The sequence below is a fragment of the Ralstonia sp. 24A2 genome (assembly GCF_051783885.1).
Classification (GTDB): Bacteria; Pseudomonadota; Gammaproteobacteria; order Burkholderiales; family Burkholderiaceae; genus Ralstonia.
In genome coordinates this window covers 1455252-1478661 of the sequence record NZ_JBPVZD010000002.1, presented here as the reverse complement: position 1 = coordinate 1478661, position 23410 = coordinate 1455252, and the positions used below count along the sequence as shown (strand labels likewise).

The window sequence follows — 23410 nt, the reverse complement described above, 5'->3', positions numbered from 1 at the left end:
GGAAACACCATGCCCAAGATCCACGAATCGCCCATCCACGACCTGCGCCCCACGCAACTCACCGTGGGCATGATCGAGGTTCAAGACAAGAAGAAGCACCTGATGTCGCTTGCGCCAAAAGAGCAGCAGGCATTCATGCAGGCCCATCCGATTCCGGCCGTGCTTGGGCCGGGCGGCAAGCTGTACATCACGGACCACCATCACCTCGGGCGCGCGGCGCTGGAAGCCGGCGTGAGCGTCGGCTATTTCGAGGTTGAAGCCGATCTGTCCGATCATGCCATCGATGACTTCTGGAAAGCGATGGACAAGAGCTGCTGGGTCCATCCCCTCGACGAGCACGGCGTGCGGCACTACTACGCATCGGTTCCGGAGAGCCTGGAGAAGCTGGTCGACGACCCCTATCGGTCGCTCGCCGGGTACGTGCGCAATGCAGGCGGTTATGAGAAGACGCCTACCGCCTTTGCCGAGTTTGTGTGGGCAGATTTCTTCCGCCGCTCCATCCCCGTGGAAGACCTGCAGGGCGATTTCCTGACCGCCGTGCAGAGCGCGCTGGCGCTAGCGCACGGCAAGCTGGCAAGTGGATTGCCAGGGTTCAAGGCGAAGTAAGGCGACCACCCATAGGGCAGTTGGGGGGCGCCCATGTCACCCCGGCTGAAGTCTCTCAGGCCGGCGCGCACACCGTGTCTGAGGCCACGGCAACCAGCGCGCCAGCCACCCGGCCGATCTGCTCCGGCGCCAGACCTGCGATGTTGATACGGCCACCCTGGGTGCCATAGATGGCGTGCTCCGCGCGTAAGCGCTCCATGGCATCAGCGTTCAGCGGCAGCATGGAGAACATGCCCTTGTGCCGTGACAGGTTCTGCAGCCCAGCGGGTGCGCCCAAGCTGACCAGTGCCTCGTCAAGCCGACGTCGGTTGCCGACGATGCGCTGTCGCATGTGCTCCAGCTCGTCGCGCCAGCAGGCCGTCAGCGTGGCATCGGCAAGGATGGCGGCTACGATGGCGGCGCCGTGGTCCGGCGGCATCGAATAGTTGGTACGCGTGATGCGCTCCAGCACACCGCCAACCGGCTGCAGGGCCGCCATGTTCTTGCCGATGACCATTGCGGCGCCGGTGCGCTCGCAGTACAGCCCAACGCTCTTCGAGCAACTCGCCGCCACCAGCACCGTGTCCAGTGCGTCGATGAGCAGCCGCAAACCCGCGGTGTCCTGATCCAGACCGTCGGCAAGCCCCAGATAGGCCATGTCGACAAGCGGTATCAGGCCCTGCTTCGCGCAGCACGCCGCCACGGCCTGCCAGACCCCGATGCCCATGTCGATGCCGGTCGGGTTATGGCAGCAGCCGTGCAGCAACACGATGTCGCCTGCACGTGCGACGGCAAGGTCGGCGAGAACCGCGTCGGCGTCGAGCACACCACCTTCAGCACGCCAGCGGTAGCGTTCGACCGCCAGCCCGGCCGCACGCATGATGGGCACGTGATTGACGTAGCCGGGGTCCGACACCCAGACGCGCGCGCCGGGCGACGCCACGGCGATGAAATCCGCCAGCAACCGCAGCGCGCCGGTCCCGCCCACGGTCTGCATCGTGGTCTGGCGCGCCAGGCGCCCTGCATCGTGTCCGAGGAGCAGCGCTGCCAGACCCGCATTGAAATCGATATTACCGGCCAACCCGCGATAAGCCTTGGAGGCACCGGCTGCGGCCAAACGCTCCTCCGCAGCTTTCACGGCGGCCATGACGGGCGTGCGCCCGGTGTCATCACGGTAGACACCGACCACGAGATCGACCTTGTTGGGCCGGGGGTCAGCGCGGAAAGCAGCGGTCAGCCCCCACAGTGGGTCCGGGGCAACGGTTGCGAGGGTCGCGAGCATGGTGTGTTCTCCGGGAGAGTGATGCGATGGGCTACGCGCGGTTTGCCAGGATCACGCCTACGGTGATCACGGCGATGCCGCACGCAACGGTCAGGGTCAGCGATTCACCGAGCAACGGCACGGCCCCGAGACAGGCCAACGCCGGCGCCAGCGAGCCGATCGCGGAACAGCGCGGCGTATCCAGATGCCGGATCGCCAGCGCATAGGAAACGCTGGAAATCACGCCCACCCCCAGGCCCTGGGCCAGCAGGAATGGCATGGCGCTGGCGATGGTGAACTGCCCGATATGGCTGTCGACCACACCCAGCCCCATCAGCAGCGCCGTCAGCAGGAAGGAAGGCACGCTCAGCAGCAACGCGCAGCCAATGGCGTCGAGCCCGGCGCGGCGCAGCCCGAGGGTGTAGCTGCCCCACAGCAGACTGGCCAGCAACAGCAGTGCGGCCCCGCCGACAAAGGCGCCTTGCGAGCCGTGCGATTGCGACACCAGCAACAGCAGTACACCCGCAAGAATGATCGCGATCGCCCGCCCCCGTGCAGCACCGATGCGCTGACCGTCCAGCGCATAGGCGACCAGCGCCACCGACAACGGCGTGGTACCCGCGATCAGCGCAGCCACATGGGCCGCGGATGTCGCCTTGCCGCCGGCAGAGGCCATGAAGAAGAACGGCACGCCGCCACCCGCCAGCACCATCAGCGCACTGAGCGGCTTCACGCGCCGCAGCATCGGCCAGCGTGAAGGCAGGAACGGCAACAGCAGCAAGGTCGGCAGGCCGAACCGGATAAGCGCCACGTCCGCCGGCGCCAGCGGTGAAGCGCCAATCGCGCGGATCGATAGGGCGAACCCCGCCCAGATCAGCACCGTCAGCACCATCGCCGCATACCCGATCAGCGGACTGGTCTGCGTGGTGCTCCGCCCCGCCTGACCACCTGCTCCCACTGTCAATGTCGAACCACGCATTCCGCCCACCTTCGATTTCAGAATGGAGACAGAATGCCTCAGCATAAAAAGTAGTATCTTTCAATTTCCGCCAATGTTTCAACGCACTTTGGCAGAACCTGCCACGCTAGGAAAATCACATGGATAAGAAGGACAGGCAGATCATTGCCGCCCTGCAAAAGGAAGGCCGCTTGACCAACCAGGAGCTGTCGGAGCGGGTCAACCTGTCGCCCTCCCCCTGCCTGCGCCGGCTGCGGTTGCTGGAAGAGGCGGGCGTGATCCGTGGCTACACGGCCATCGTCGACGAAGAGGCATACGGCCTGCCGGTCACGGCGTTCGTCCATATTCGCTTGCAGCAGCACACGCGGGAGGTGGTCGCAACATTCGAGAACCGCATCCGCGCCATCGACGCGATCCTCGACTGCTACGTGCTGACCGGCGAGGCGGATTACCTGTTGCGCGTGCTGGTGGAGAGCCTGCAGGACTACGAGCATTTCGTGCGCAGCCAGTTGCACGCCATTCCGGGCATCGCCGCCATCGATACGAGCTTTGCCTATGGCGTGGTCAAGCGCTCAACCGTGTTCCCGGCCTGGGATGAAAACCGGAAGAGCGCGGGACGCCGTCGTGAAAAACCGTCAGGCCGATCACCGGCTTAAGTGGCCCGCCCACGGTACCGCTACGGCCGCTGCGCTCAAGAATCCGGGGCGTGGACCGATACTAGGGCTGCAGCATGCAGCGTCCCCAGACGATGGGAGCCGCACCGTATGCGCCCAGAAACCAAGTGGACTGAACCCATGGAACGAAAGAAGCCCGCCCCGTGCCCCGACAACAACTTTGTCGAAGAGGCCATGTTCTCTCTGGTCGCAAGACAGATCGAGGACAAGAACCGCGATGCATTCCGGTTCGGCGGCCTGCTGCGGTACGTCAACCGCCGCGCGCTTGCCAAGCTCATCTGTCACTACGAGATCTACAAGCTGGTCAACGACTTGCCTGGCCATATCGTCGAGTTTGGCGTCTTCAAGGGCGAATCGCTGCTCCGGTTTGCGCAGTTCACCGAGATCTTTGCGCCTTACGACAGAAGCTTCGATGTCATCGGGTTCGACAACTTCGCCGGCTTTCCTGATTTTCATGAGAAGGACGGCGCGCGCAAGGCCATCAACGACAAGGTCGAAGGCGGATGGTCTTCAGCCCAGTATCGCGAAGAGCTGTATGACCTGATCAACGTCTTCGATCACGACCGGTTTGCCCCGCACAAGCCGCGCATCAAGCTCATTGAAGGCGACATCCGGCAGACCGTTCCGCAATACGCGCTCGACAACCCGGGCACCAAGATCAAGCTCCTCCATCTGGACGCCGATCTGTATGAGCCCACCAAGGTTGGCCTCGAGCACCTCTGGGATCGGCTCGTCAGAGGCGGCATCCTGCTGCTGGATGAATACGGCTTCGATGTGTTCCCCGGTGAAGCATCCGCGGTGGACGAGTTCTTCAGAGCGCGCGGGATCGCACCGAAGATCCAGAAATTCCCGTTCTCCGACAACCCGGGGGGCTACATCATCAAAGAGACCTACTGAGCTGCGCGCGAAAAACGAACATGTCCAAGACAATGACGACGGGTTCGCTGGCCGAAGAGGGGTGGGAAAGGGTTGTCCCGGGCGAGGCACTGCAAAGCGACATCGAGGCGCTGTTTTTTGACGTGTGCAATTACCTCCTGGTGCTGGTGAAGAATGACACGCGGTTCGACGGCACAACCCAGCGCCTGCTGCGTGAAGCCATCACGAATCGGGATGTGTTCACGGCAGAACGGCATCTCCAACAGGTCATGCTGGAAATCAACGCCAAGGATCGCAAGCTCCTGGGCCGGGTGTACGACATCGGGACCCGTCCGATGCGGCTCATGTCGGGCATGCGCCTGTTCTTCAATCCGCAGATTCAGCAGATCGCGGAACGCTTCTTCGGCAAGCCCGCAGAACCGTCCATTCTGGTCCGCCCGTACAACGGCGAGACCCTCCACGTGTTTCCCCCGGGCGAGGAAAACTACCGGTACAACCTCCCCATCCATCAAGACTTCCCCTACCTACTACAAAGCGAAAAGCAGCTCACGTTCTGGCTGAACCTGACCAACAATCTGAACGGCGAGGCTGGCGGCGTCCGCATCTATCCGCGCACGCACAAGCTGGGGTTGCCGAAGACGACCAAGAACACGTTTGGCCACTACGAGGTCGCGGTCGAACACTACCCAGAGTTCGATCAAAACGATCACCTCGAATCGGAATCTGGGTTGTTTGAGCTTTACGCGATCGACTCCCTGACCTGGCACAGTTCCCTGCCGAGCATCTCCAAGGACAGCACGCGCCTGACCTACATCTTCCGCATCTCGGATATTGGCGTGCAGGATCGTGTGCCCTACGGCGCCGACAAGGCGAATCCTAAGGGGAAGAATTTCGAGGATCTGTACCCGGAGCTGTATATCGCGCCGGTGACGCAGTAACTCTACCGACAATCGAAATAGGTTCGTAGGATAGGAGTTACGTCGCTCGCACACACCGCACGGTTTAATGCCGCGCTTGAACAATCGGACGCGCTCTTGTGATACGAGGCTGCCGGCATATCTATGGAGGAGCGATGGCAACTGGAAGCCAAGACGCGACCAGCAGTCCTGCGGGGAAACGCGCGAAGAGTCTTACTAAGCGACTACTCTGGGTGCTGTCTTTCATTGCCGCATTTGCAGCCTCACGCGTTGCAATGCAATGGTACTTTGACGATCAGAGACTAAAGGCTGCGTCCGCGTCGGGTAGCCGGATGGTGGAGGCATTGCGGGAAAAAGCAGTCAGTCAGCACCCCAACCAGCCAGTCCCTTACGCGATGGCTGAAGAAGCTACCAAGGCCTCGGGTGAGCGGTTATCTAGTTCTTCCGGCGAGTCGAAAGCACAGGAAGCAGCGGGACAGTTCTTGCGTTTCTATCTTGTCAACGTACGAGCGCGCCGCGAATATTGCCAGCGCCTCGGCATTGATATCACGCCCTTTGTGGAAGCGTTCAGTGCCGAACATAGGGATCTGTACAAGAAGAGTCGCAGAATTATTGCGCGTGGCCCCTACCCGCCGGATCAAGTCGAAGACAGGTTGTACAACATGATGCTGCCAACGCTGCAAACAACCGTTGGAGACGCGATGCAGACGATGGGAAGTGAGGTCCATGCAAGCAAGCAACAGGTCTGTGCGGCGTTCAGTGCAAATGGGGCGAAGATTGCGAGCGCGTTCCAGCTTGCGACCCTAAACCCTGCTTTGTATCAGGTCCTGCTTGAGGTGAAATAGGTCATTGGGACTTCTGCGTACGCGCTTGGTGACGCTATTGCTCAGCTCGCTTCTGCACTCGCCATACTTGTGCAGATGGCTGTGTCCTCCCAATCGCGAGTTTTGAAGGAGCCATGAGTAGCAGCGCCACGACTCCTTCCTTGGTCTTGATCATCGCCACTCTGAACACCAGCGAATGCAGCAATAAAAGTGCTTATAGATGCATTTTTTGCGCCAACGCCCGCCGTCACAGCTTGCCGAATTGCCGCTACCCCGCATAGAATGTCAGGCTACGCGGGCGTCGTATAATGGTAATACCCTAGCTTCCCAAGCTAGAGCCGTGGGTTCGATTCCCATCGCCCGCTCCAGATACCGCATCATCGCGCTGCTTTTACCGCGATGCCTCTTCGAAAAAACCGGACGCTGCTCCGGTTTTTTTGTGTCTGCTGCCCCTCCACATTCACCTTGACACCCGATGCGCCGTCGACAAACAATGAATTAACAAATTTGCTAATCGTTGAATCATGTCCAGCATCGACAAGATCTTTGAAGCGCTGGCATCCGCGCCGCGCCGGCAGATCCTGGCCTACCTGTCGGAAGCCGAACTCACCACGTCCGAGCTGGCCGAGCGCTTTGCCATGAGCGCCCCGGCGATCTCACGCCATCTGTCGGTACTGGAGAACGCCGGATTGGTCATCAGTGAACGGCGCGGCCAGTTCGTCCTGTACCGGCTCAACGGCGACAGCCTCGTCAACAGCCTGACCAGCTATGCCTTCGAGCTGTGTCCGGTCGCCCGCCCGCTCAAGGCGGAATCCCGCAAGAAGGCCGCAGAAAAGCCCGGCTGACACCTCGCGCAGCCGCGCCGCCCCCCCCCCTTTGAAGCCAACGCTGTCATGCATTCCCGATGCCGGGAAGGGAGCCCTGTTGTGCAAAATTCTGCCGAGAGCCTGAAAACACACCGCGTGCAGGCTGCGGACATGCAAAGCGTGGTGCGCGGTGAAGTCCGCTATGCACCAGTCAAATCGCTGTGGTTGACCGGTATGGCAGTGGCCGGCGTGGTTGGCGGCATCTGGACGTTCAGTTGGGCCGCCTTCGCTGGCTTCGTCCTGGCAACCGGCAGCGTCCTGCTGCTGGGCCATTCGCTGGGCAGCCACCGCAAGCTGATCCACGATAGCTATCAGTGCCCCAGATGGTTGGAGTACACGCTGGTGTACTTCGGCGTGCAGGTCGGCCTGGCCGGACCGATCGGCCTGTTGCGCCAACATGATCTGCGTGACTACGCGCAGCGGCTCCCCGACTGCCACGACTACCTGCGCCATGGCCGTTCGTTCTGGCGGGATGCCTGGTGGCAGCTGCACTGCGAATTGCAATTGACCCATCCGCCCCGGATCGCGTTGGAGCCACGAATCGCCAACGACCGCGTCTATCAGTTCCTCGAGCGGACATGGATGCTGCAGCAATTGCCGGTCGCGTTGGTGCTGTACGGGCTAGGTGGGTGGGGCTTCGTGTTCTGGGGGACCTGTGCGCGCGTGACGGCCGGCGTGTTTGGCCACTGGTTGATCGGCTATTTCGCGCACAACCACGGCGGCATGCGCTACGAGGTGCAAGGCGCCGCGGTGCAGGGCCACAACATCCGCTTCGCATCGCTGCTGACCATGGGCGAGTGCTGGCACAACAACCACCACGCCTATCCGGGATCAGCACGTCTTGGCTTGTTGGCCGGCGAGTGGGACCCGGGCTGGTGGGTGCTGATCGCCTTACGCAAGCTTGGCTTGGTCTGGAACCTCCGCCTGCCGTCCGACCTGCCAGCCCGCCCGGAACTGGCTCGCCTGCCGGACGACCCGGCGCCGCCGGCAGAACACCCCGCCCGTCGCTGGCGACTGCCATGTCCGTGCCGACGCCCGCGGGCCGACAGGGCTGCGCTGCTATAATCGGCACATCTCCCAAGCCGCCCTCGGCGGCTTTTTTATTGCCGCCACATCCGTGGTGAATCCGCCATGCAGTCCACCGAACACATCAACGACGGCACGCCCGTCGAACCGCTCGACGACGATCAATCCGGTACGCCCGAAACCGGCCACCCGCGCCGCATCCGCTCTTTCGTGCGCCGTGCTGGCCGCACCTCGACCGGCCAGCAGCGCGCCATCGATGAACTCGGCCCGCGCTTCCAGCTGCCCTACGCCGCCGCGCCGCTCGACTGGGAAGCCGCCTTCGGCCGCCCCGGTGCCAAACGCATCTTCGAGATCGGCTTCGGCATGGGCGAGACCACCGCGCACATCGCGCAACTGCGCCCGGACGACGATTTCCTGGGTGTGGAAGTGCACGAGCCGGGCGTGGGTGCGCTGCTCAAGCTGATTGGCGAACGCGAGATCGGCAACATCCGCATCTGCTCGCACGATGCAGTGGAAGTGCTGGCCCAGATGATTCCGGAAGGCACGCTCGATGGCATCCACGTGTTCTTCCCGGACCCGTGGCACAAGAAGCGCCACAACAAGCGACGCCTGATCCAGAGCCCGTTCGTGGCGCGCCTGGCAGCGCACCTGAAGCCGGGCGGCTACCTGCACTGCGCAACGGACTGGGAGGAATACGCCCACCAGATGCTGGAGGTGCTGTCCGCCGAGCCGACGCTGGAGAACACCGCCGACGGCTTCGCACCGCGCCCCGACTATCGCCCCGTCACCAAGTTCGAGAAGCGCGGCCTGCGCCTCGGGCACGGGGTGTGGGACGTGGTCTTCCGCAAGCGCGGTTAACCACAGCCCACGCGCGGTTTACCGCGCGCCGAAATGCGTCTCGCCGAAGAGGTTCTTGGCGTGACGCGGGAAAGCGCGCCAGTACTGCGGCGGCGCCTTGACGGTGGCGCCCAGTTCAGCGGCCGCGGCCCACGCCCAATGCGGGTTGTAGAGGAAGGCGCGACCGACCGCGATCAGGTCCGCACGCCCTTCCGCCACGATGGCCTCGGCCTCGTGCGCCTCGTTGATGAGCCCGACGGCGATGGTCGGCACCTCAGCCTCACGGCGAATCTTCTCGGCAAACGGCACCTGATAGCCGGTCGACAGCGGAATCTGCTGCAGCGGCGATACGCCGCCTGACGACGCGTCGATCCAGTCGCAGCCACGCGCGCGCAACGCCTGCGCAAACACCACCGAGTCTTCCGGCGTCCAGCCACCTTCCACCCAATCGGTGGCCGACACGCGCACGCCCACTGGAATGCTGTCCGGCACCACAGCGCGCACGGCGTCGAAAATCTCGAGCGGATAGCGCATGCGGTTCTCGCGAGAGCCGCCGTACGCATCGGTGCGCTGATTGGCAATCGGCGAGAGGAACTCGTGCAGCAGATAGCCATGTGCGGCGTGCAGTTCGATGGCGGCCAGCCCCAAGCGCACGGCGCGGCGTGCGGTATCGACAAACTGGTCGCGCACGCGAGCGAGGTCGGCCTCGGTCATCTCGCGCGGGGCGCGTTCTTCCGGGCGTTGCGACAATGCGGACGGGCCTATCGTCTCCCAGCCGCCTGCATCAAGCGGCAACAACGCGCCACCCTCCCACGGCCGCGCACTCGAACCCTTGCGGCCCGCATGCGCGATCTGCATACCGATCGGCACCAGCGCGTTCTGGCGAATCGCAACGAGTATGTTCGCCAGTGCAGTTTCGGTCACGTCATCCCACAAACCCAGACAGCCGTTGGTGATACGCCCTTCCGGCGACACGGCGGTTGCCTCGATCATCAGCAGGCCCGCGCCCGAAAGCGACAGACTACCCAGATGCGCGTGATGCCACGCCGTGGCCTGGCCGTGGTCGGCCGAGTACTGGCACATCGGCGAGATGACGATGCGGTTCTCAAGCGTGAGACCGCGCAGGGAGAAAGGCTGGAAGAGTGCACTCATGATCGGGAGACCCGCAAACAGCGCCTAGCGAAAGAAACCGCCAGTGTGTCCGAATCCGCCCGATCGTGCAGACAGCGCGAAAGCCCGCGCCGAGAGAGGGAGATGCGTGGCTTAAGCCTGCCAGGCGATGAGGTGCGTGTAAGCCGTCACCAGCACAATGACGCCGAAGATGATCCGGTACCACGCAAAGCCGCGGAAATCATGCGAGGCAATGAACTTCAGCAGCCAGCGCACGCAGAAGAACGCCGAGATGAACGCGGCCACAAAACCCACTGCGAAGATCGACAGATCATCCGCCGACAGCAACGCGCGCGACTTGTACAGCTCGTACACCGTCGCCCCGAAAATCACGGGAATCGCCAGGAAAAACGAGAACTCGGTAGCCACCTTGCGCGACAGGCCGAACAGCAGGCCGCCGATGATGGTCGAGCCCGAACGCGACGTACCAGGAATCAGCGCAAAGCACTGCGCGAAGCCCACCTTGATGGCGTCGGAGATGCGCAGGTCATCCAGCGTTTCGATACGCGGCGCGCCGGCCTTGGCGGCCTCAAGTAGTGCGTTGGCGCGCGGGTCGTGCGTCTCGCCGCGATGGCGCTCGCGCCATTCGGCCCACAGGATCACGAAGCCGCCGATGATGAACGCCGACGCCACCACGATCGGGTTGAACAGATGCGCCTTGATCGCCTTGCCGAAGATCAGCGCCAGCGTAATCGCAGGAATCGTCGCCACAATCACGTTGATGGCAAAACGCTGCTGACGCGGATCACTGGGCAGCCCCTTCACCACCTCGATGATCTTGTGGCGGAACTCCCAGCACACCGCGAGGATGGCGCCGAACTGGATCACGATCTCGAAGATCTTGCCCTTCTCGTCATTGAAATCGAGCAGTTGGCCAGCGAGGATCAGGTGGCCAGTGCTGGAGATGGGAAGGAACTCGGTCAGACCTTCGACGATGCCGAGAATCAGCGCTTTGATGGCGAGTGCAATGTCCATGCAGTAAGCAGAGGTGGAGAAGAGAAGAAGAAAAACGGACCGCTGGGCGTGCGACGTACCGCAGCTACGGCATCAGGGCCGCTCGGCCTGAACGTGTACGCCTTCGGGCAAAACCGTGATTGTACCGGGCTCTACAGCAATGCCAGCCACTTTCAACTGCTCCGGCTTGAACGTGTAGACCGCGTAGTCGTTGAGCAACTGCCCTGCGATCAACGAGCCGATCGCGCTGATCTGCTGGCCCAATCCACCGGGCACGTTCTGCAGATCGAAGCGGTCAACACTGGGTTGATCCAGACGAATCGAACGCGTGGGCGGGTCGTAGTGCAAACCGCTGGAGATGGCCAGCGGCCCCGTCAGCGGTTGCCGCAGCAAGCCGCTTTCCACGCTCGCATCCGCCTGGATGGCGATGCGGTTGCGCGCGGGGTCCAGCGAGATCTGCGGGTTGGTCAACGTGACATCGAAGAAACCGAGAAAGCGCCGCTGGAACGGAAACTTGCGCGCCAGCGCTTCCTGCATCTGACCGCGCGAGAAGGTGTAGCCGTTGCCAGTCCAGCCGGTCGGCATGCACGCGACCAGCACGACGGCAACGGTCGCCGTGACAGCGGCTGCGCCGGCCCACCAGCGAACGCGGTTGGAACGGGCGTGGGACGTGGCAGAACGGTCAGTCATGGTTGGCCTTGCCTCGATTGCCGGGACGGGGTCACTGCTGACTGCCTTGATCGCCGGCGAAATATTGGAGGGTGTAAGAGCGACGATCCCGTTGTGACGAAGGCAGCACTCGCCTTCCGGTCGAGTCGGAAATCGGCTATTCTGCCGCCGATCGCGCAATAGGCGCAACCGGCGCGTGCCAGTCGCGCCAGCTATGGTTTGAAGCAACAATGACGAAGAAAATCGCTATTCTCCAGTCGAACTATGTGCCGTGGAAGGGTTACTTCGACCTGATCCGCACGGTGGACGAGTTCATCCTGTACGACGAAGTGCAGTACACGAAGAATGACTGGCGCAATCGCAACCGCATCAAGACCCAGTCCGGTGTGAAATGGTTGAGCATCCCGGTACGCCAAGAACGGCTTGAGCAGAAGATCAGCGAGACCCGTGTAGTCGATTCGCGTTGGGCGGCCCTGCATTGGAAATCAATCGCTGGCAACTACGCGCGAGCGCCCTACTTCGGCCAATACGCTGCAATGGTCGAAGCGTGGTATGGCGAGGCAGCCGCGTGTGAGTTGCTATCGGACATCAACGCGCTTTTCATTCGCGCGATCTGCACGACGCTCGGCATCACCACGCGCATCACTTCATCACGTGACTATGATCTCTCTGGCGATCGGGTCGAACGGCTCGTCAGCATCTGCAAGCAGGCCGACGCGGACGTCTATCTGTCAGGGCCGGCCGCGCGTGGCTATCTCGACGAAACGCGCTTTACCGAGGTAGGTATGCGCGTCGAATGGATGAGCTATGACGGTTATCCAGAATACCCCCAGCTCTTTCCACCGTTTGAGCACGGCGTGACCATTCTCGATCTGCTGTTCAATGTGGGCCCCGAGCACGCAGCCTTCATGAAGGCATGAACGCACTACTGCAGTACGACGAAACCATCTATTCGAACGACCGCGCCCAGATGCTGCTCGCGGTCGACAATTCGTCCACGGAGCACGGATGGCAGGGTTGATCATCTTCGGCGCGGGGCCGTTCGCACAGCTCGTGTGCCGCTACGCGACTACCGATCTCGGCATGCAGGTGCACGCGTTTGCCGTTGACGAACCGTATTTGCCCGCCGCCACCTCAGCACTGGACGGCATACCCTTGCTTGGTTGGCAAGCAGCGCAAGAGCGCTACGCACCCGCTGACGTGATGCTGTTCGTCGCAGTTGGATATCGAAGCATGCGCGCGCGCGCGAACGTGTATCGCACGATCAAACAAAGCGGCTATACCCTCGCCAATCTCCTGCATCCGGCCGCGTGGATCGCGGGCGATGTTGCTATCGGGGATAACGTGATCGTCATGCCTGGCGCCGTCATCGAACCCGGCGTAACGCTCGGCTCGAACAATGTAGTCTGGTCAAACGCAACCGTGTGTCACGACAGCAAAATCGGCGACCACAATTTCATCGCGGCCAATGCAACACTCGGCGGCAACGTCGCGATCGGTACTCGCAACTTCATCGGCTTCTCAGCCGTGGTGATGCAAGGCAGGCGCATCGGGGACGACACCCTGATTGGTGCCCAGTCGTTGATCAACCGCGACACCCAAGATCTCTGCGCCTATGTTGGCGCACCGGCACGGCGGCTGCGCACCCTGGATCCGGCGACTGGCGTGTCGGTCAGCGACCAGGGGTAATCTGCGACGCCATGAAATCTGCGCGCGACATTTCGTTCTCCAGCAAGTTCAGTCCAGTCGGCCGAAGGGCTGTCGAAGACCTGCATGCAGACCGTCGCCCATGCCCGCCCCGACGCCCGAGACCCATCCGAGAGCCTGCAAACCATGGAGCATTGAACGCAGGTCACCAACTTAGCAGCCCACACGGGCTTCATAAGGCGAGCTTTCTGCCGCTCAAACGCCGCTCCGCGCTGCACAAGTGGTTCGACCGACAATGCTATGATCCGCAATGCCAGACAACGTCCAAACTGAACGCATTCCTTTCAACAAGCCGTACCTGCACGGCGGGGAACTCGTCTACGTCGCTCTGGCCATGTCTTCCGGAAAGATTTCCTGCGACGGCATGTTCTCAAGGCAGCGCCATCAATATTTCGAAATGACGGATGAACAGGTCTACCGCGTTTGCGGTGCCCTTGCCGTCGCCGAGTTCTACGGGAACAACACCTGAATGCCTAAACGCTGGCTGAAGGCATCCGTCGCAAGCGCGGCGGCACAGCTGACACGCATGGCCTGCGGTCTGCTTGTGCTGAAGATTGTGATCATGCAACTTGGCGTGGATGGAGTTGGCAGACTCGGTCATTTCATGAATCTGCTCTCGATCCTGTATGTGTTCGCCGGCGGCGGCATCACGATTGGTATTTCCAAGTATGTTGCCGAGCATGAGAAGGCAAAGGATGAGCTGACCTCATTTCTGTCTTCGGCTTGGAGCTATTCGCTCCTGGCGTCCACGCTCATTGCCATCGCATTCACCATCGGTGCGCAACCGCTCTCCGGCGCACTGTTCGGGGATGACTCGTTTAGCGGCATGATCATGTTCGTGGGCGTAGCTCAGTTTGCCTTCGCCTACATCAACTATGCCACGGGCGTGATCAACGGCTTAAGAGAGACCCAGGCGTTTTCGCGTATTACCGTCATCGGGTGCATCGTCGGCGTCATCCCCTGCTACTTCCTGGTATCCAGGTATCGCCTGGAAGGGGCCGTGGTAGCACTCGTGCTGGTCCAGGGTTGCATGCTCTTTCCGGCGGCATGGGAATTCCACAAGCTGTTCAACCGGCTTCGCCCTGCGTTTGCCATGAGCCGCCAGCACATGCGTAATCTCAGCAAGTTTGGCCTCATGCAGCTCTTCTCGGTTGCAACGATGCCGGTTGTCGAGATGTATATCCGCACAGAACTCTCCCATTCGGCAGGCGGATGGGAACTGGCGGGAACCTGGCAGGGTGTGCAGCGCCTCTCGTATGCGGCGCTGAGCCTGTTCACGAGCTTTCTGGCGGTGTACTACATGCCTACCCTATCTGGCATGACCGACCGAAAGCAGATCGTGCACTATGTCCTGAAGACGTTGACCGCTGTCATGGGCGTCTATGCCGTGGCGGCGTGCGGCATCTTCTTGCTGCGCGACATCATTTTCGCCTTGTTCCTTTCAAGAGATTTCGCCATCAGTCCCGGGTTGCTAGCACTCCAACTTGCAGGCGACGTGTTCCGGATCTCCGCCTATGTCGTGGGATTTCTCTCCGCCGCGAAGGCTGCAACACGCGTGTACGTGCTGGCTGAACTCGTGCAGTCAGCCCTGTATGTGGGCCTGTTCACTGTGATTTCGCATCAGGTCGGCGGCAATGGCGTATTCCCGGCGTACGCCGCCTCGAATCTGACATACCTCATTCTCTGCTTGATCGGCCTGTACCTTTATGCCAGGGCCTCGAGTAAAGCATCAACCTGATCATGCTCAAGCTTTCCGTTGTTGTCTCCTGCTACAACCAGCGCGCCTATATCGCCGAATGCCTTGACAGCATCATCGGACAACAAGTCGACTTCCCGTATGAGATTGTCATCTCCGACGATTGCTCGACGGACGGTACACGCGACATCGTCGACGCCTATGGCGCAAAGTACCCGGACCTGATCCGCGTCCTGCCCAATACGCAGAACGTTGGTGTCGGCCGTAACTATTTCCGTGCCCACACTGCCGCAGCCGGGGAGTATGTCGCGCACATCGACGGCGACGACATCATGCTGCCCGGTAAATTGCAGCGTCAGGTCGATGTGTTCGAGACAAACCCGCACTGCAATCTCGTCATCCACCGCGCACGCTATTTCAGCGACGATCGGTCATATGAGTGTGAAACGGGGGCATTCCCGTCCAAGGAGCCGCTGATCTTCTATTCGCAGGCGGAACAGGCGCTCTGGGGCACCATCGCCGTACACAGTTCATACATGTACCGGGCCAGCGCCCTCAAGACCAGGGTATATCCCGCGGATCTCATGGAGTGGTACTTCGCCATGGAGTACCTGAGCGCCCCGGGTACAACGGCCTGCTTCATCAATTCGGTTCTGGTCGAGTATCGTTGCAATATCTCGAGTTCGGCCTTTTCGGGATCCCGAAAGGGCCGAAGCAAATCGTACCGGAACCTGATCGGCCATCTGATGGACAGCTTCGCCACATTGCCAGAGCGTCGCCGGGACATCTACGCGCACGCGATCATCAGCATTCTGGCCTATCACCTCAATGTCAGGACCATCTCTCCGGCCATGATCTGGTTCCTGATTCGCAACCTGCCCTCTCTGGACTTGGCGCGCCTGCGCGAGGCCCTGAGGATTCGCCGCGCCGTGGCTCCCGAGAAGCGGGTTCGCTAGACAAACGGCAATCACGGCCGCGCCAACACGCGTTTCGCCATCGGATTTTTCTTCAGCGCAAATCAACCGACTTGGTTCTCTCCTTGGCGGCCGAGCACAACCTGCAGCGTCAACTCACCCTCGATGGGCGCTTAGCCCCCCCTGGGAAAGGCTCGATCAGTTCGGCAAGCAGCGTGATAACCACGCCGTAAGGCCCAAGCGCACGCTCCGTGCCGTCACGCTCCATCAACTGCATCACGAGCGAACGGTCATGCGCGGGGTCCAGCGCCCCCCCCTGCCAGCGAAGGCGGTTTGTGCGGGCGGCAGGTTTTGCGAAATCGCTCATGAAAGATCAATGCGCCGCAGTGGCGATTTCGAGTCGAGTCAGGAACTGTATGGCGTGCACCGCCGTGTCGCCACACATGTCGGATTCGGGCTGCAGGCTGCCGCACACTGCCGGACGCTCCGGGTGGCCGAAGATGCGGCAGCGGTTGGCGTCATCCAGTTGCGCGCAACGCACGCCTGCCGGCTTGCCGGTTGGCATGCCGGGAATCGGGCTGGAGATCGAGGGCGCAATGCAACACGCGCCGCAGTGGGGTCGGCAGTCCATGGCCGTCCTAGTCAACGAAATGGCTTGGAAAACCGCTATTGTGCACCAGCACATTCGAGGCCCAGTCTGATTGACTGCTCCGATGTTGCTTGACCCACCCTCGCGCCATGCGTACATTAATGACCGGAAAGTAAGTTATCCGTGAGTCAGTGACCCTTGTGTGCTGGCTGACATCCCTTTTGCAGTTGCTGCCGTGACCGATCGAGATACCGAGTCTTCCGCCAAACGCTGGACCCGCCGCAAGGAAGCCCGCCCACAGGAGTTGGTGGCGGCGGCGCTCAACCTGTTCGTGGCGCGCGGCTATGCGGCCACACGACTGGAAGACGTGGCATCGGCGGCCGGTGTGTCCAAGGGCACGGTCTATCTGTACTTCGCCAACAAGGAAGAACTGTTCAAGGCCGTGGTGCAGGAAAACCTGCTGCCCGCACTGGCCGAGGGCGAATCCCTGATCGGCACCTTTGAGGGCACCACCGAAGCGCTACTGCACGAAATCCTGATGGGCTGGTGGGAGCTGATCGGCGAATCGTCGGCCTCGGGCCTGACGAAGCTGCTAATGGCCGAATCCGGCAACTTCCCCGATCTGGCGCAGTACTACAACGAAGAAGTCATTGAGCGCTGCGACCGCCTGTTTGCGCGCATCCTGGCGCGCGGCGTTGCCCGTGGTGAGTTCCGCGAAACCGACGTGGACCTGACCACGCTGGCGCTGACCGCCCCGATGCTCTTCCTGATGATGTGGAAACACTCGTTCGGCCCGTGCGCCTCCAAAGTGCTAGAGCCGAAAGCGTTCATCACGCACGTGGTGGCGCTGATGCTGCACGGCCTGTTGCGCAGTCCGGTGCCCGGCGCCGTGATCCCGCCGCCACCTCCGCTCACCGTACAGCCGTGGCGCACCCTATCCGATACCGCTGGTGACCTCAACGGGGGCACCAAGTCATGACGTTCTCTGCCGGAATGTCCTCCGGACTTGCTAAAATGCCAGGTTTGTCGTCAAACCCTCATTTGCATCACTCGCTCCGCGTGGAAGGCATGCCCATGGACATCGAAAAATCCCGGTTCAACATGATCGAGCAACAAATCCGTCCGTGGGACGTGCTCGATACCGACGTGCTTGACCTGCTGGCCGTCGTCAAACGTGAACACTACGTGCCCGAGGCTTATCGCGCACTGGCGTTCGTCGACATGGAAATCCCGCTGGCCGGCGGCCAGAACATGCTGGCCCCGCGCGTGGAAGCCCGCGTGCTGCAGGAGCTGGCCGTGCGCAAGCATGAAGACGTGCTGGAAATCGGCGCAGGCTCGGGCTACATGGCCGCCCTGCTGGCCCACCGCGGCCGCCAGGTCACCACGCTGGACATCGTGCCTGAGCTGATCACCTTTGCACGCGACAACCTCACGCGCAACGGCGTGACCAACGTCGACGTGGTCGAAGCCAGCGGCGCACAAGGCTGGGGCCAGGACCTGTACGACGTGATCTGCGTGTCGGGCTCGGTGCCTGCGGTGCCGGAAGCGCTGCTCAAGCAGCTCAAGGTGGGCGGCCGCCTGTCGATCTTCGTGGGTGGTGCACCGGTCATGGAAGCGCAGCTCATCACGCGCATCTCCAACACCGAATACCAGACGCGCAACCTGTTCGAAACCTACGTGACACCGCTGGTGGGCGTGCCTGCACCGTCGCAGTTCCGCTTCTGATCCACCATCCGGCCCTCCCCAATCATCATGCAACAGCTCGCTCCCTCCACCCTCGCCCAATGGCTCGCCGACGCATCGCGCGCGAAGCCCGTCCTGCTCGACGTGCGTTGGACTGAAGAGGTAGAGATCTGCGCCCTGCCTGGCATCACACACATTCCGATGAATGAGATCCAAGCCCGCGCCGGCGAGCTGCAAGCTGACCAAGACATCGTCTGCATCTGCCACCACGGCGGGCGCAGCGCGCAGGTTGCACAGTTTCTGATCACGCATGCTGGCTTTGATCCGGCTCGTATCTACAACCTGCAAGGCGGCGTCCATGCCTGGGCCAACCAGGTGGACCCGCAGATGGCGACGTACTGATTGGGGAAGCCGCCGCCGGGCACGAACCCAACTGAGCCTGCTCACGCTCCAACTCGCGTGCACAGGTTCTGACGCGCCCGCGCTGCCTTCCGACGTTTTCCTCGTCCGGGGGCTTTATGCGTATTGCTTGCATTGGCCGCGCGCGGTTTGCCGTGCGCGGTTCGCTTGTTGTGCTGTGCTGGTCGATGGCGCCATTGCTGGCGTGGGCCCAAACGCCCGCGCCGGTAGTGCAGAATGTGCCGGCCGCGACCGATCTCCTCTCCGCTTACCGCGCCGCGCTGGCCAACGATCCGCAGTTCGCATCGGCCCGCGCGCAATCGCTCGCACAGCGTGAGAAGCTCACGCAAGGCCGTGCCGGCCTGTTACCGCAGATTGGTGGCGCATGGAGTTCGACGCGCGTCATCTTTGATCAGAAGGCGCCGGTCGAATTCAACAAAACCTTCTCGTCGACAGGCTGGACGCTCTCGCTCTCGCAGCCGCTGTTCCGCTGGGACCGCTGGGAGACTTACAAGCAAGGCGAGATTGCCGCGCAAGCCGCTGAGGCCTCGCTCGCACAAGCGCAGCTTGATCTCATTACACGCACGGCACAGGCCTACTTCGACGTGCTCAACGCGCAGGACACGCTGCAGCTTGCCGCCGCACAGCGCGACGCCATCCAGCAGCAGTATGAGCAGGCCCGCCGCAATTTCGATGTCGGCAACGCCAACATCACCGATGCCAACGACGCGCAAGCGCGACGCGACGCCATCGATGCGACCGTCATTGCCGCGCGCAGTGATCTTGAGGTCAAACAGTCGGCACTCAAGCAGATCGTTGGCGAGCCGGTCGGCACGCTGGCAGGCGTGCGCACAGGCGTAGCGCTGCCGCAGCCGGAGCCGGCCACCCCCGAACCCTGGGTAGACCAGGCACGCAGCGGCAACCTGCAGGTGGCGCTCGCCCAGTACAACCTGCAGAACGCCGAGCGCGATGTCAAAAAAGCCGCTGCCGGCCACCTGCCCTCCGTCGACCTCGTCGCGCAAACGGGCCATACCAATGCGAGCGGCAACCAGTACCTTCCTTCGCTGCCGGGGGGCGCGCGCTTTGATAGCTCACAGATTGGCGTGCAGGTGTCGATTCCGATCTTCGCGGGCGGCGCGATCCAGTCGCGCGTGCGCGAGAACATCGCGTTGGAAACCAAGGCTGCGAGCGACCTTGAATACGCTCGCCGTGCGGCCGAACAAGGCGCGCGGCAAGCGTATATCGGTGTGGTTGCAGGGTTGGCGCAGGTGAAGGCGCTGGAAGCGGCCGAGCTGTCGGCGCGCACAGCATACGATTCAAACCAGCTCGCCTATGGCGTGGGCGTGCGCATCGGCACCGACGTGCTGAATGCGCAGGCGCAACTGTTCCAGGCAAGGCGCGATCTGGCCCACGCGCGCTACGACACCATCGTCAATGGCTTGCGGCTGAAATCCGCCGCCGGCTCGCTCAACGAGGCTGACGTGATTCAGGTGAATACGCTACTCACAGCCAACGGATCAAGCGACATCACCGCCCTGCCGACGCGCTCTGCCAAGCCCACATCGGCAAAGTCGGCACCGACCGCGACCAAACCCGCCAAGCGCTGATCAGGGGGTCTGGCCGCTTGGTGATGACGCCGGTGCCGGCGCAGATGTCGGCGTCGGCAGTGGCCGCTCTGCAAACTGCAGTAGCGCGCCGCTGGCGGTCTTCCAAATCACCTGACGACCCTGACGCCCCGAAGCTGAAGGCTGCATGCCGACGGTCGCCAATGGCGATTTCAACGCTTCCATAAGCGCACCCTCCAACTCCATACGCGCTGGGTCACACGCCATGCGTGTCGTCACCAGGTTGCCAAAACGCATGCCCGAGACGAGCTTCTCGTACGGGCCAGTGAAGCGGTTGCAGCCCGAGTAGCCCGATGCGACGCCGCTGGCGGCTTCCAGGCCGGCGCTGAATTCGATGGAGATCGGCTGCGCGGCCGGATCAGTGTCCTCCCCCTCAGCCGAGGGCAGATCCTTGGGTGCAGCCCCCGGCTCTTGCCAGCGCACCAGCACGAAGCGTGAGCGGCCCTCGCCTTGCGCCTGGGTCAAGGTGGCTTGGCCAGGGTTGGGCGCGGCGCTGGCGGGAGCGGGCTTCGCCTCAGGCGCCGACGCGGCTTGCGCGACGGGGGCGGAGGCCGTGGCACTTGCCACTGCCGTAGCGGGCTTGCTGGTGGGCGCGGGCGTCATGCAGCCGGCGCCGATGATGGTGGCTGCGGTCAGCACGGCCAAGGCCGCTGCCGTCAGCACCACACGGCGCGGCGTCTGCAGCAGGCTTGGCTTGGGACGATTCGATTGAGACATGAACGGTTCGTAGACGATGACGAATGCAAACTGCGGCAAACTGCACAAAGAGCCGTTAGTCTGCGCCGCGCGGATTGAGTTCGCAGTTTTCGTGCCGAACGTGGCTTGCGCGTTACAGCGTCGGCAATACGAGCGACGCGACGGCCTCCACGGTGCGCGCTGTCGCCCCGCCATGCGTGGCTGCAAAGGCCAGCGCGGCACGTGATGCGGTCTCGCGCGCATCGGCGTCAGACAACCACGTATCAATCACGCACATCACCGCTGCCGCATCGTCCACCTGCATGCAGGCACCTGCAGCCACGGCATCGCGCGTGGCCTGCGCAAAGTTGAACGTATGCGGCCCGATGACCACCGGGGTCCCGACAGCACATGCCTCGATCAGGTTCTGTCCACCCAACGGCAACAGGCTGCCGCCAATGAATGCGGCTTCGGCGGCGGCGTAGTACAGCGCCATCTCGCCCATCGAATCACCAAGCAGGACATCCGCTTCGGCCAAACTGGCGTCGTTCACCATGCCTGCAGCCGAGACTGTCATTGCGCTGCGACGCGCAACGCGCAAGCCCACACGCTCTGCAAGCTGCGCTACTTCATCAAAGCGCTGCGGATGGCGCGGCACGAGAATCAACAGCGGGTGCCGACGCCCGACATGCTGCGCGCGATGCGCCTGCCATGCCTCCAGCAACAACGCCTCTTCGCCTTCGCGCGTGCTGGCGGCCACCCAGGCCACACGCCCATACGGTCCGTGCAAGGCTTCACGCAGCACGCGGCCCGCCATGATCTGGTCGACGTGCGGGGTGATGTCGAACTTCAGGTTACCCGTTACACGCACACGCGGCACACCGAGCGAACGGTAACGGTCGGCATCGTCCGGTGTCTGCGCCAGCACAGCGGCCAGTTGTGCGTACGTCTCGCGCGCGGCCTCGCCCAGGCGAGACGTACGGCGATGGCTTCGCGCTGACAGACGCCCGTTGACGAGCACCACGGGTACGCCAGCGGCATAGGCGCGTTCGATCAGCACCGGCCAGATCTCCGTCTCCATCAACAAGCCGAGACGCGGCTGGAAGTGGCGCAGGAAACGATCGACAGCGCCAGTCAGGTCATACGGCAAATACGCCTGAATGACGCGGCCGTTGCGCTGCGCCGCGAACTCGGCACCCGTGCGGCGGCCGGTCGGCGTCATATGCGTGAGCAGCACGGCATGGTGCGGAAAGCGCGCGAGCAACGCATCAATGAGCGGCTGCGCGGCGCGTGTCTCGCCTACGGACACGGCATGCACCCACAGCAATGGGCGATCAGGATTCGCGCGCGAGGGATAAAGGCCAAGCCGCTCGCCAATGTGCTGACGATAGCCGGGCTCCTTGCGGCCACGCCACCACAGACGCAGCAGTGCGAGAGGCAGCGCAATGCGCCACAGCAGGCGATACAGGAAGCGCAGCATCAGAGCACACCCAGCGCACGCAGTGCATCGAGCGCCTGGGCGCTGGTAGGATGGGCCTCGGCGCTGCCGAGGTCACGCACATTGGGCGTCCAGTAGCCGCCCGTGCGCCACGAGGTCGTGAAGTTATAGAGCGCCACCGTCGGCTTGCACAGCGCGGCGGCAATGTGCACGAGCCCTGTGTCCACGCCCACCACAGCCGTCGCCTGATTGAGGAATGCCGTCACATCCGGCAGCGACATGCGCGGCGGAATCACCACGCGCCCCACCGTGCCCGGCACCGCTGCAATGATGGCCTCGCGAATGGCCTCGCTGGTGCGTCGCTCAGTCTCGCTGCCCCACGGCAGGGCGATGGCGTAGTCACGCGCCAGCAACTCACGTGCCGCGTCCACCCAGGAGGCTTGCGGCCAGCCCTTGTCAGCGCGCGAGGTCGCGTGCACCAGCGCAACGTACGGACGCGGCATCGCAAACGGCAATTCCGTCGACGGCTGCAGACCAAAATCGATCGACTCGGGCAGCGTGTAGCCGAGCGCCTCGGCCACCATGCGGCGCGAGCGCTCGACCACGTGCACGCGCGGTTCCATCTCGATCTTGCGTTGGTAGAACAGCTTGGCGAGCGGTTCATAGCCAGCGCCATCGGTGCGATTGCCGAAACCGGCAACGAAACCGCTCGGCGTCAGCCTGGCCTGGGCCGCAACCAACGCAGTCTTGATGAGACCTTGCGCATCGAGCACCACGTCGTACGACTTGGCGCGCAACGCGCGACGGAAGGCCGCCATCTCGCTCCATGTCTTACCGGAGCCCAGCGACTTGCGCCAGCGCCGCAGCGCAAAGGGAATCACACCCTGCACGCCACGCACGATGCGCACGATGCCGGCAAAGCCCTCTTCGACCACCCAGTCGATCTCGGCATCCGGATGCGCGCGCAGAATATCGGCCACGACCGGTGTGCAATGCACCACATCGCCAAGCGACGATACCTTGACGATCAGCACACGCATGCCGCCATCCTTTCCCCCAACTTCATG

The 23410-nt window shown here is 62.6% G+C and carries 26 protein-coding genes and 1 tRNA gene; 18 read left to right on the top strand and 9 right to left on the bottom strand.

Annotation, left to right across the window (positions count from 1 at the left end; all coding sequences use genetic code 11):
• Nucleotides 1–9 precede the first annotated feature (9 nt).
• On the top strand, nucleotides 10–606 hold the full coding sequence (locus tag ACS13N_RS11820; RefSeq protein ID WP_438931836.1) for a ParB-like protein: 597 nt from the start codon (nucleotides 10–12) through the stop codon (nucleotides 604–606).
• Between the two features lie 55 nt (nucleotides 607–661).
• Here ACS13N_RS11820 and ACS13N_RS11815 read toward each other — a convergent pair whose 3' ends face one another.
• Both ACS13N_RS11815 and ACS13N_RS11810 read right to left on the bottom strand, forming a co-directional pair.
• Nucleotides 662–1867, bottom strand: coding sequence for an amino acid aminotransferase (locus ACS13N_RS11815; protein WP_438931835.1), 1206 nt, complete (start codon nucleotides 1865–1867; stop codon nucleotides 662–664).
• A gap of 31 nt (nucleotides 1868–1898) precedes the next feature.
• Complete coding sequence (locus ACS13N_RS11810; protein WP_438931834.1) at nucleotides 1899–2825, bottom strand: DMT family transporter; 927 nt, start codon at nucleotides 2823–2825, stop codon at nucleotides 1899–1901.
• A gap of 119 nt (nucleotides 2826–2944) precedes the next feature.
• Between ACS13N_RS11810 and ACS13N_RS11805 the strand changes: the two genes are divergently transcribed.
• The 8 genes from ACS13N_RS11805 to trmB all read left to right on the top strand — a co-directional run bounded on the left by ACS13N_RS11805 (nucleotide 2945) and on the right by trmB (nucleotide 8845).
• Nucleotides 2945–3460 carry an Lrp/AsnC family transcriptional regulator gene (locus tag ACS13N_RS11805; RefSeq protein WP_438931833.1) on the top strand — a complete coding sequence of 172 codons (516 nt, stop codon included), beginning with the start codon at nucleotides 2945–2947 and terminating at the stop codon, nucleotides 3458–3460.
• Nucleotides 3461–3598: 138 nt separating this feature from the next.
• Nucleotides 3599–4375, top strand: coding sequence for a TylF/MycF/NovP-related O-methyltransferase (locus ACS13N_RS11800; RefSeq protein WP_438931832.1), 777 nt, complete (start codon nucleotides 3599–3601; stop codon nucleotides 4373–4375).
• A gap of 20 nt (nucleotides 4376–4395) precedes the next feature.
• A complete protein-coding gene (locus tag ACS13N_RS11795; protein ID WP_438931831.1) occupies nucleotides 4396–5292 on the top strand; it encodes a phytanoyl-CoA dioxygenase family protein in 897 nt (298 codons plus the stop codon).
• Between the two features lie 134 nt (nucleotides 5293–5426).
• The gene (locus tag ACS13N_RS11790) at nucleotides 5427–6116 is read left to right on the top strand and encodes a hypothetical protein (RefSeq protein ID WP_438931830.1); all 690 of its coding nucleotides are present in this window, start codon (nucleotides 5427–5429) and stop codon (nucleotides 6114–6116) included.
• 273 nt (nucleotides 6117–6389) lie between these two features.
• Nucleotides 6390–6463 (top strand) — tRNA-Gly (locus tag ACS13N_RS11785).
• Nucleotides 6464–6619: 156 nt separating this feature from the next.
• Nucleotides 6620–6940 carry a metalloregulator ArsR/SmtB family transcription factor gene (locus ACS13N_RS11780; RefSeq protein WP_438931829.1) on the top strand — a complete coding sequence of 107 codons (321 nt, stop codon included), beginning with the start codon at nucleotides 6620–6622 and terminating at the stop codon, nucleotides 6938–6940.
• An 81-nt stretch (nucleotides 6941–7021) separates the two neighbouring features.
• Nucleotides 7022–8026 carry an acyl-CoA desaturase gene (locus ACS13N_RS11775; protein WP_438931828.1) on the top strand — a complete coding sequence of 335 codons (1005 nt, stop codon included), beginning with the start codon at nucleotides 7022–7024 and terminating at the stop codon, nucleotides 8024–8026.
• Between the two features lie 66 nt (nucleotides 8027–8092).
• Nucleotides 8093–8845 carry a tRNA (guanosine(46)-N7)-methyltransferase TrmB gene (gene trmB, locus ACS13N_RS11770; protein ID WP_438931827.1) on the top strand — a complete coding sequence of 251 codons (753 nt, stop codon included), beginning with the start codon at nucleotides 8093–8095 and terminating at the stop codon, nucleotides 8843–8845.
• A gap of 18 nt (nucleotides 8846–8863) precedes the next feature.
• Here the strand turns inward: trmB and ACS13N_RS11765 are convergent, their stop codons facing one another.
• From ACS13N_RS11765 to ACS13N_RS11755, 3 genes are all read right to left on the bottom strand, one after another.
• A complete protein-coding gene (locus ACS13N_RS11765; RefSeq protein ID WP_438931826.1) occupies nucleotides 8864–9976 on the bottom strand; it encodes an NADH:flavin oxidoreductase/NADH oxidase in 1113 nt (370 codons plus the stop codon).
• Nucleotides 9977–10087: 111 nt separating this feature from the next.
• Nucleotides 10088–10969: an undecaprenyl-diphosphate phosphatase gene (locus tag ACS13N_RS11760; protein ID WP_438931825.1), complete on the bottom strand. Its 882-nt coding sequence runs from the start codon at nucleotides 10967–10969 to the stop codon at nucleotides 10088–10090.
• Between the two features lie 72 nt (nucleotides 10970–11041).
• Nucleotides 11042–11638: a DUF1439 domain-containing protein gene (locus tag ACS13N_RS11755; protein ID WP_438931824.1), complete on the bottom strand. Its 597-nt coding sequence runs from the start codon at nucleotides 11636–11638 to the stop codon at nucleotides 11042–11044.
• Nucleotides 11639–11847: 209 nt separating this feature from the next.
• Between ACS13N_RS11755 and ACS13N_RS11750 the strand changes: the two genes are divergently transcribed.
• The 5 genes from ACS13N_RS11750 to ACS13N_RS11730 all read left to right on the top strand — a co-directional run bounded on the left by ACS13N_RS11750 (nucleotide 11848) and on the right by ACS13N_RS11730 (nucleotide 15976).
• Nucleotides 11848–12537 carry a WbqC family protein gene (locus ACS13N_RS11750; protein WP_438931823.1) on the top strand — a complete coding sequence of 230 codons (690 nt, stop codon included), beginning with the start codon at nucleotides 11848–11850 and terminating at the stop codon, nucleotides 12535–12537.
• A 97-nt stretch (nucleotides 12538–12634) separates the two neighbouring features.
• Nucleotides 12635–13306 carry an acetyltransferase gene (locus ACS13N_RS11745; protein WP_438931822.1) on the top strand — a complete coding sequence of 224 codons (672 nt, stop codon included), beginning with the start codon at nucleotides 12635–12637 and terminating at the stop codon, nucleotides 13304–13306.
• 268 nt (nucleotides 13307–13574) lie between these two features.
• Entirely contained in the window at nucleotides 13575–13793 is a 219-nt protein-coding gene (locus ACS13N_RS11740) for a hypothetical protein (protein ID WP_438931821.1), read from the top strand.
• The gene (locus ACS13N_RS11735; RefSeq protein WP_438931820.1) at nucleotides 13794–15062 is read left to right on the top strand and encodes an O-antigen translocase; all 1269 of its coding nucleotides are present in this window, start codon (nucleotides 13794–13796) and stop codon (nucleotides 15060–15062) included.
• 2 nt (nucleotides 15063–15064) lie between these two features.
• Nucleotides 15065–15976 (top strand): glycosyltransferase, encoded by a 912-nt coding sequence (locus tag ACS13N_RS11730; RefSeq protein WP_438931819.1) that lies wholly within the window; start codon nucleotides 15065–15067, stop codon nucleotides 15974–15976.
• A gap of 331 nt (nucleotides 15977–16307) precedes the next feature.
• Here the strand turns inward: ACS13N_RS11730 and ACS13N_RS11725 are convergent, their stop codons facing one another.
• A complete protein-coding gene (locus ACS13N_RS11725; protein WP_438931818.1) occupies nucleotides 16308–16565 on the bottom strand; it encodes a YkgJ family cysteine cluster protein in 258 nt (85 codons plus the stop codon).
• Nucleotides 16566–16758: 193 nt separating this feature from the next.
• Here ACS13N_RS11725 and ACS13N_RS11720 point away from each other — a divergent pair, with 193 nt between their 5' ends.
• The 4 genes from ACS13N_RS11720 (at nucleotide 16759) to ACS13N_RS11705 (ending at nucleotide 20212) form a co-directional block, all read left to right on the top strand.
• Entirely contained in the window at nucleotides 16759–17502 is a 744-nt protein-coding gene (locus ACS13N_RS11720; RefSeq protein ID WP_438931817.1) for a TetR family transcriptional regulator, read from the top strand.
• Nucleotides 17503–17597: 95 nt separating this feature from the next.
• Nucleotides 17598–18248 (top strand): protein-L-isoaspartate O-methyltransferase family protein, encoded by a 651-nt coding sequence (locus ACS13N_RS11715; RefSeq protein ID WP_438931816.1) that lies wholly within the window; start codon nucleotides 17598–17600, stop codon nucleotides 18246–18248.
• A 27-nt stretch (nucleotides 18249–18275) separates the two neighbouring features.
• Entirely contained in the window at nucleotides 18276–18608 is a 333-nt protein-coding gene (locus tag ACS13N_RS11710) for a rhodanese-like domain-containing protein (RefSeq protein ID WP_438931815.1), read from the top strand.
• A 116-nt stretch (nucleotides 18609–18724) separates the two neighbouring features.
• Nucleotides 18725–20212: a TolC family outer membrane protein gene (locus ACS13N_RS11705; protein ID WP_438931814.1), complete on the top strand. Its 1488-nt coding sequence runs from the start codon at nucleotides 18725–18727 to the stop codon at nucleotides 20210–20212.
• Here the strand turns inward: ACS13N_RS11705 and ACS13N_RS11700 are convergent, their stop codons facing one another.
• From ACS13N_RS11700 to waaC, 3 genes are all read right to left on the bottom strand, one after another.
• Entirely contained in the window at nucleotides 20213–20947 is a 735-nt protein-coding gene (locus ACS13N_RS11700) for an META domain-containing protein (RefSeq protein WP_438931813.1), read from the bottom strand. It abuts the gene before it with no gap.
• 112 nt (nucleotides 20948–21059) lie between these two features.
• Entirely contained in the window at nucleotides 21060–22385 is a 1326-nt protein-coding gene (waaA, locus tag ACS13N_RS11695) for a lipid IV(A) 3-deoxy-D-manno-octulosonic acid transferase (RefSeq protein ID WP_438931812.1), read from the bottom strand.
• Complete coding sequence (waaC, locus tag ACS13N_RS11690; RefSeq protein ID WP_438931811.1) at nucleotides 22385–23383, bottom strand: lipopolysaccharide heptosyltransferase I; 999 nt, start codon at nucleotides 23381–23383, stop codon at nucleotides 22385–22387. The genes waaA and waaC overlap by 1 nt, the downstream gene beginning before the upstream one ends.
• Nucleotides 23384–23410 lie beyond the last annotated feature (27 nt).

Bases quoted from the DNA above. Each gene is read 5' to 3' on its own strand.
- ACS13N_RS11750 (WP_438931823.1), top strand. From the start codon at position 11,848: ATGACGAAGAAAATCGCTATTCTCCAGTCGAACTATGTGCCGTGGAAG.
- trmB (WP_438931827.1), top strand. From the start codon at position 8,093: ATGCAGTCCACCGAACACATCAACGACGGCACGCCCGTCGAACCGCTC.
- ACS13N_RS11725 (WP_438931818.1), bottom strand. From the start codon at position 16,565: ATGGACTGCCGACCCCACTGCGGCGCGTGTTGCATTGCGCCCTCGATC.
- ACS13N_RS11755 (WP_438931824.1), bottom strand. From the start codon at position 11,638: ATGACTGACCGTTCTGCCACGTCCCACGCCCGTTCCAACCGCGTTCGC.
- ACS13N_RS11715 (WP_438931816.1), top strand. From the start codon at position 17,598: ATGGACATCGAAAAATCCCGGTTCAACATGATCGAGCAACAAATCCGT.
- ACS13N_RS11760 (WP_438931825.1), bottom strand. From the start codon at position 10,969: ATGGACATTGCACTCGCCATCAAAGCGCTGATTCTCGGCATCGTCGAA.
- ACS13N_RS11815 (WP_438931835.1), bottom strand. From the start codon at position 1,867: ATGCTCGCGACCCTCGCAACCGTTGCCCCGGACCCACTGTGGGGGCTG.
- ACS13N_RS11790 (WP_438931830.1), top strand. From the start codon at position 5,427: ATGGCAACTGGAAGCCAAGACGCGACCAGCAGTCCTGCGGGGAAACGC.
- ACS13N_RS11805 (WP_438931833.1), top strand. From the start codon at position 2,945: ATGGATAAGAAGGACAGGCAGATCATTGCCGCCCTGCAAAAGGAAGGC.
- ACS13N_RS11795 (WP_438931831.1), top strand. From the start codon at position 4,396: ATGTCCAAGACAATGACGACGGGTTCGCTGGCCGAAGAGGGGTGGGAA.
- ACS13N_RS11740 (WP_438931821.1), top strand. From the start codon at position 13,575: ATGCCAGACAACGTCCAAACTGAACGCATTCCTTTCAACAAGCCGTAC.
- ACS13N_RS11800 (WP_438931832.1), top strand. From the start codon at position 3,599: ATGGAACGAAAGAAGCCCGCCCCGTGCCCCGACAACAACTTTGTCGAA.
- ACS13N_RS11735 (WP_438931820.1), top strand. From the start codon at position 13,794: ATGCCTAAACGCTGGCTGAAGGCATCCGTCGCAAGCGCGGCGGCACAG.
- ACS13N_RS11780 (WP_438931829.1), top strand. From the start codon at position 6,620: ATGTCCAGCATCGACAAGATCTTTGAAGCGCTGGCATCCGCGCCGCGC.
- ACS13N_RS11700 (WP_438931813.1), bottom strand. From the start codon at position 20,947: ATGTCTCAATCGAATCGTCCCAAGCCAAGCCTGCTGCAGACGCCGCGC.
- waaC (WP_438931811.1), bottom strand. From the start codon at position 23,383: ATGCGTGTGCTGATCGTCAAGGTATCGTCGCTTGGCGATGTGGTGCAT.
- ACS13N_RS11765 (WP_438931826.1), bottom strand. From the start codon at position 9,976: ATGAGTGCACTCTTCCAGCCTTTCTCCCTGCGCGGTCTCACGCTTGAG.
- ACS13N_RS11810 (WP_438931834.1), bottom strand. From the start codon at position 2,825: ATGCGTGGTTCGACATTGACAGTGGGAGCAGGTGGTCAGGCGGGGCGG.
- ACS13N_RS11820 (WP_438931836.1), top strand. From the start codon at position 10: ATGCCCAAGATCCACGAATCGCCCATCCACGACCTGCGCCCCACGCAA.
- ACS13N_RS11710 (WP_438931815.1), top strand. From the start codon at position 18,276: ATGCAACAGCTCGCTCCCTCCACCCTCGCCCAATGGCTCGCCGACGCA.
- ACS13N_RS11730 (WP_438931819.1), top strand. From the start codon at position 15,065: ATGCTCAAGCTTTCCGTTGTTGTCTCCTGCTACAACCAGCGCGCCTAT.
- waaA (WP_438931812.1), bottom strand. From the start codon at position 22,385: ATGCTGCGCTTCCTGTATCGCCTGCTGTGGCGCATTGCGCTGCCTCTC.
- ACS13N_RS11705 (WP_438931814.1), top strand. From the start codon at position 18,725: ATGCGTATTGCTTGCATTGGCCGCGCGCGGTTTGCCGTGCGCGGTTCG.